The sequence below is a fragment of the Arsenophonus sp. ENCA genome (genome assembly GCF_002287155.1).
Taxonomy (GTDB): domain Bacteria; phylum Pseudomonadota; class Gammaproteobacteria; order Enterobacterales; family Enterobacteriaceae; genus Arsenophonus; species Arsenophonus nilaparvatae.
In genome coordinates this window covers 1-5,144 of sequence record NZ_NHNG01000706.1, presented here as the reverse complement: position 1 = coordinate 5,144, position 5,144 = coordinate 1, and the positions used below count along the sequence as shown (strand labels likewise).

Here is a 5,144-nt window from a genome sequence, read left to right as displayed (position 1 = left end):
AGCACCCACGACAGTCAGCATTTCGAAAGGGTCATTGACAAGGCCAACACCAATCGCAATATCTACGCCGACCGAGGCTATCCCTCTGCGGAGCGGGAAGCTTGGCTGAAGGCAAACGGCTATAGGAGCCAGATTCAGCGTAAAGGCCATCGAAACAAACCGTTGTCCAAGACTCAGCAAGGGCGAAACCACAGGATTGCAAAGACTAGGGCACGGGTTGAACATGCATTTGCGGCGATGGAACAAATGGGTAGAAAACTGATCCGCACCATTGGACAGGTGCGCGCTAATTTTGCCATGACGATGATGGCAGCATGTTACAACCTAAAGCGGTTGGCGTACTTCCAGAGCGCGTGCATCGTGGCTTTCTGACGCCCAGAATGGGTCAAATGGCCCTAGCCAGGGCAATGTGCGATAGAATCAGTAGCGTGATAATCAAAAAAAATCTAATTATTTAGAATGAAAGCCAAGGGTTAATTGAAAATCTTGAGTTTTTCGAGGTGCCCTAAAGATAATACTACAATTTTATTTACTCATACTATTTTAAGCTCAAGAAAAAATATAGTTAAACTACAATTTTACTCCTCAAAAGTAACTTTTAGCTTCGATAAAGAAATAGGAAAAAATAAACCTGATGAAGAATATAATTTTGAAATTGATTTATCAAGATTAACACTTCACTTTATGGATTTTCACTTATCACCTGATGATATAAAAAATCTTATTCAAGTTGAATTTACGTTACTTTCTGATTGGTTAAAACAAAACAATACTAAAGTAGAAAATAATAACTATTTACTGTGCTTTGATTAATCCACTTTACGACTTAGTTTATATAATCAAAAAATACTAATAAATTTTCTTACATCCTAATAAATTATACATGGTGTATTAAAATCAAATAACAACACAGTTAATATTGTTAATTTTCAAAAATATATCGTTATAATTTTATTTAATAAAATTATAACGATATATTTTAAATTAGTGAATGAAGAATTTTTAAAAAATTAAATTGAACAAATTATAAAATCAATTATTTTAATTCAAGGTACCTTTATGATAAATACAAATAAATTTAATAATATAGATAATTTTATTGATACGTCAAAATATAGTGGTGAAAATATTAGCCATTTATTAGGCGGTGCTGAAATATTTGGTCAAGGAAAAGAAAAAGCCATTCAAGATAATAATCAATGGAATGAAAATAACGATTTAGACACAAATGCCAAGAAACTGTCTGCTTCACCGACAAATTTCGTTACTACAATTATAACCAATATCGGTAACGAATCAAAATGGGCGCCAACTAATTCATTAGATAATGCATCGCTTTATTTACGGAACTACCTAGAGTATCTTTATCAAATTAGAAACTGTAACTATATTTCAAATTTTAATAGTAGTTCAAATAGTTTCAAAACTACCAACCCACAGCAATTAGCTGAACACATTATTGCCACGCATAAATTTATTGACAATAATGAACGCGCTAGTTTAATCCCATGAATTAACAACTTATCTAACAGATTTTGTGAAATTTAATGAAGAGGATCATAATTTTATTCAATTTATTACTCCTATCATAAAAGCAGATAATCAAGCCAAATTGTTCTATTACAGTCTCTATTCTAATCCCGCTTCCGGCTATAGTTTTAATTATGTCGCTCAAGAGTTTGTTTTTGATCACAACAAACTAACGGTAGAAAATGCCAAAGTTGAATTAAATAAAACCTATGCAGGACTAAAACGTTGGTTAGATAGAAATAGAGTGAAAAAAACGCCGAAGAATTAACAGGCTAAATTTAAAATAATATTCAAACTTAATAAGATTGGTATTTCTATCCAATCTTATTAGCTCTCAATAACTATAATTGATAAAAAATAACATAAACAATAAATGTCACTTAGTACCAAATATCTTATCGCCCGCATCACCCAAACCAGGAACAATATAACCATGTTCATCCAAATGATCATCAATAGATGCAGTATACAGTTCAACATCGGGATGAGCAGCTTCCAGCGCCTTAATACCTTCCGGTGCAGCAACTAATACCAATATTTTGATAGCATGACAACCTTCTTTTTTAAGTAAATCAACCGTGGCAATCATTGAACCGCTTGTTGCCAACATCGGATCAACAACCAATGCCATCCGTTCATTAATATTTGAAGCCAGCTTTTGAAAATATGGAATAGGCTCCAGCGTCTTTTCATCACGATAAACACCCACAACACTTATACGGGCACTAGGAATATTTTCCAACACTCCATCCATCATTCCCAACCCAGCACGTAAAATTGGCACGACGGTGATTTTTTTTCCTTTAATTTGTTCAATGTTTACCTGACCACACCATCCTTCTATTGCTATTGTTTCTGTTTCTAAATTTGCTGTTGCTTCATAAGTTAACAGACTGCCCACTTCTGAGGCCAATTCACGAAAACGTTTAGTGCTAATATCTTTATCCCGCAATAAGCCCAATTTATGTTTAACTAACGGGTGTTTTACCTCAACGATTTTCACGCTACTCTCCTTCAGTACAAACCATCTACAAATAAAAAATTATCAGATTATAGCGCTTTTTCAGACCTGTTCCACTGATAGATTAAGGTTTTTCTTGCAGGGAATTCACTTTTGCTGGCTCTTGAGTTTTATTATGAAAACCAAAATAAGTATCTCGCAAACGTTTGCTTAGGCTGGTAGAATTATTTCTGTTTCCATCTATTTTACTAAATGCAATCGCCTTGGGAGCTTGCTGTGACAGATAAAACTTCTCTCAGCTATAAAGATGCTGGTGTCAATATCGATGCGGGTAATACACTGGTCGAACGTATTAAAGGTGCTGTTAAAGAAACCCGCCGCCCAGAAGTAATGGGAGGTTTAGGCGGATTTGGTGCACTATGTGCCTTACCACAAAAATATCGTGAGCCAATCTTAGTTTCAAGCACAGATGGTGTCGGAACAAAACTGCGATTAGCAATGGATTTAAAACGCCATGATACAATTGGCATTGATTTAGTTGCTATGTGCGTTAATGATTTGATTGTTCAAGGTGCAGAGCCACTCTTTTTTCTCGACTATTACGCCACCGGTAAGCTAGCAGTCGATACAGCGACCAGCGTGATCAAAAGCATTGCAGCAGGCTGTAAACAGTCAGGTTGTGCCCTAGTCGGCGGTGAAACAGCAGAGATGCCTGGTATGTATCATGGTGAAGATTATGATATAGCAGGTTTTTGTGTTGGCGTGGTCGAAAAAACAAAAATTATTGATGGCAGCAAAGTTAAAGCTGGCGATACCCTAATTGCGTTAGGCGCTAGTGGCCCCCACTCCAATGGTTATTCATTAATTAGAAAAATTTTGCAGATAAACCAAATAGATCCAGCCACAGTACAACTAGAAAATAAGTCACTGGCTGATCATTTATTAGCCCCAACACGCATCTATGTTAAAAATATTCTAGCGTTAATTGAAAAACAGAATATTCATGCCATTGCCCATATAACCGGTGGTGGCTTTTGGGAAAATATTCCACGGGTTTTACCCGCCAATACCCAAGCGCAGATCGATAGCGCTAGCTGGCAATGGCCGGCGATATTTAGTTGGTTACAACAAACCGGTAATGTATCGACCCATGAAATGTACCGCACCTTCAATTGTGGTGTTGGCATGTTAATTGTTTTACCTGCAGAAGAAGTCTCTGATGCATTACAACTGCTCAATCAACTGGGTGAAAAAGCCTGGCAAATTGGTAAAATTGTCGAGATCAACGCGGATAAACCGCAGGTAATAATCAGCTAATGAAAAATTTTGTAGTATTAATTTCTGGCAATGGCAGTAATTTACAAGCCATTATTGATGCTTGCCAAAAACAAAGTATTGCCGCAAAAATTAGTGCAGTTTTCAGTGATAATCCAACTGCTTATGGTTTAGAACGGGCCAAGCAAGCCGCAATCCCAACTGTCGTGATGCAAAAAGCGGATTACGCGGATAACCATGCTTATGATGCTTCATTGATGGCCGAAATAGCACGATATCAGCCAGATCTGATCGTGCTGGCAGGTTACATGCGCATTCTCACGCCATACTTTGTCAGCCATTATTTAGGTAAAATAATTAATATTCACCCTTCCTTATTACCTAAGTATCCTGGATTAGATACTCACCGTAAAGCGCTAGCAAACGGAGATAAAGAGCACGGTACTTCGATTCACTTTGTCACTGAGAAATTGGATTCAGGTCCAATTATTTTACAAGCTAAAGTGCCTATCTTTGCCGGAGATCAACCGCAAGATATTATTGCGCGCGTTCAAACACAAGAGCATCGTATTTATCCATTAGTTATTAATTGGTTTGTTAAAGGCCGTTTAGCTATGGTTAATAATTCAGCCTTCCTGGATGGCTGTAAACTACCTGAATACGGTTATGCTAATGAAGATTAGCAGTATCTTCCTCTATGTGATGCCAATGGCATCACAATTTTGTATACTGATGCTAACCCATATTGATACAAATTCTAATTGATAATTTTGTAGTAATAATCAACCAATACTTAACTAATTAGTTATCGAAAACTGAGTTTATTGCTAAAATATAATTGCTCTCATTTATCACTCAGCTTGATTCTGCTATTCTTTAGTAACCAAACCGACTAAAAATACAAAACATCCATAGTAACTATTTTAATATGCTAAGTTTTACTCCCAATCGAGGTATCCAATGCCTACTGGCAAAAAAAATGAGTCAATTACACTACGACCTTTAGAACGTGAAGATCTCCCATTTGTCCATCAATTAGATAATAACGCCAGTGTTATGCGTTATTGGTTCGAAGAGCCTTATGAAGCTTTTGTTGAATTAAGTGATCTGTATGACAAACACATTCATGATCAGTTAGAGCGTCGGTTTATTATTGAAAATGAAGGCACTAAAATTGGATTAATTGAATTAGTAGAAATAAATTATATTCATCGTCGAGCTGAAATTGGCATTATTATCGATCCGGCCTTTCAAGGAAGCAGCCTAGCGGCTGCAAATCGATATCGGGTAGAATGGTGGTACCTTGAACTTCTGGAAATCATATAAAATTACCCCCGTGCTTTCTGAATTCACTCCTCGCCCTCTAAAAACGTTGTTT

At 36.5% G+C, this 5,144-nt stretch carries 7 protein-coding genes and 1 pseudogene; 7 read left to right on the top strand and 1 reads right to left on the bottom strand.

Annotation, left to right across the window (positions count from 1 at the left end; all coding sequences use genetic code 11):
• From CBG25_RS18530 to CBG25_RS18515, 4 genes are all read left to right on the top strand, one after another.
• On the top strand, window positions 1-372 hold a 372-nt coding region (locus CBG25_RS18530; RefSeq protein WP_290603757.1), incomplete at its 5' end, for a transposase.
• 105 nt (window positions 373-477) lie between these two features.
• Window positions 478-813: a hypothetical protein gene (locus CBG25_RS18525; RefSeq protein ID WP_290608506.1), complete on the top strand. Its 336-nt coding sequence runs from the start codon at window positions 478-480 to the stop codon at window positions 811-813.
• A 246-nt stretch (window positions 814-1,059) separates the two neighbouring features.
• Entirely contained in the window at window positions 1,060-1,512 is a 453-nt protein-coding gene (locus CBG25_RS18520; protein ID WP_290608505.1) for a hypothetical protein, read from the top strand.
• A 25-nt stretch (window positions 1,513-1,537) separates the two neighbouring features.
• Window positions 1,538-1,798 carry a hypothetical protein gene (locus CBG25_RS18515; protein ID WP_290608503.1) on the top strand — a complete coding sequence of 87 codons (261 nt, stop codon included), beginning with the start codon at window positions 1,538-1,540 and terminating at the stop codon, window positions 1,796-1,798.
• Between the two features lie 108 nt (window positions 1,799-1,906).
• On the opposite strand, the gene upp is transcribed toward CBG25_RS18515, so the two are convergent.
• Window positions 1,907-2,533 (bottom strand): uracil phosphoribosyltransferase, encoded by a 627-nt coding sequence (gene upp, locus CBG25_RS18510; RefSeq protein ID WP_290608501.1) that lies wholly within the window; start codon window positions 2,531-2,533, stop codon window positions 1,907-1,909.
• A gap of 234 nt (window positions 2,534-2,767) precedes the next feature.
• Here upp and purM point away from each other — a divergent pair, with 234 nt between their 5' ends.
• The 3 genes and pseudogenes from purM to CBG25_RS18495 all read left to right on the top strand — a co-directional run.
• A complete protein-coding gene (gene purM / locus CBG25_RS18505; RefSeq protein WP_290608499.1) occupies window positions 2,768-3,808 on the top strand; it encodes a phosphoribosylformylglycinamidine cyclo-ligase in 1,041 nt (346 codons plus the stop codon).
• Complete coding sequence (gene purN, locus CBG25_RS18500) at window positions 3,808-4,449, top strand: phosphoribosylglycinamide formyltransferase (RefSeq protein WP_290608498.1); 642 nt, start codon at window positions 3,808-3,810, stop codon at window positions 4,447-4,449. Before purM ends, purN begins: the two co-directional genes overlap by 1 nt.
• Window positions 4,450-4,726: 277 nt before the next feature.
• Window positions 4,727-5,068, top strand: a pseudogene (locus CBG25_RS18495) (GNAT family N-acetyltransferase); the annotation flags it as partial.
• Window positions 5,069-5,144: the final 76 nt, after the last annotated feature.

What these genes read in the sequence shown, in the direction of transcription:
- CBG25_RS18520 (WP_290608505.1), top strand. Translation starts at nt 1,060, where the DNA reads ATGATAAATACAAATAAATTTAATAATATAGATAATTTTATTGATACG.
- purN (WP_290608498.1), top strand. Translation starts at nt 3,808, where the DNA reads ATGAAAAATTTTGTAGTATTAATTTCTGGCAATGGCAGTAATTTACAA.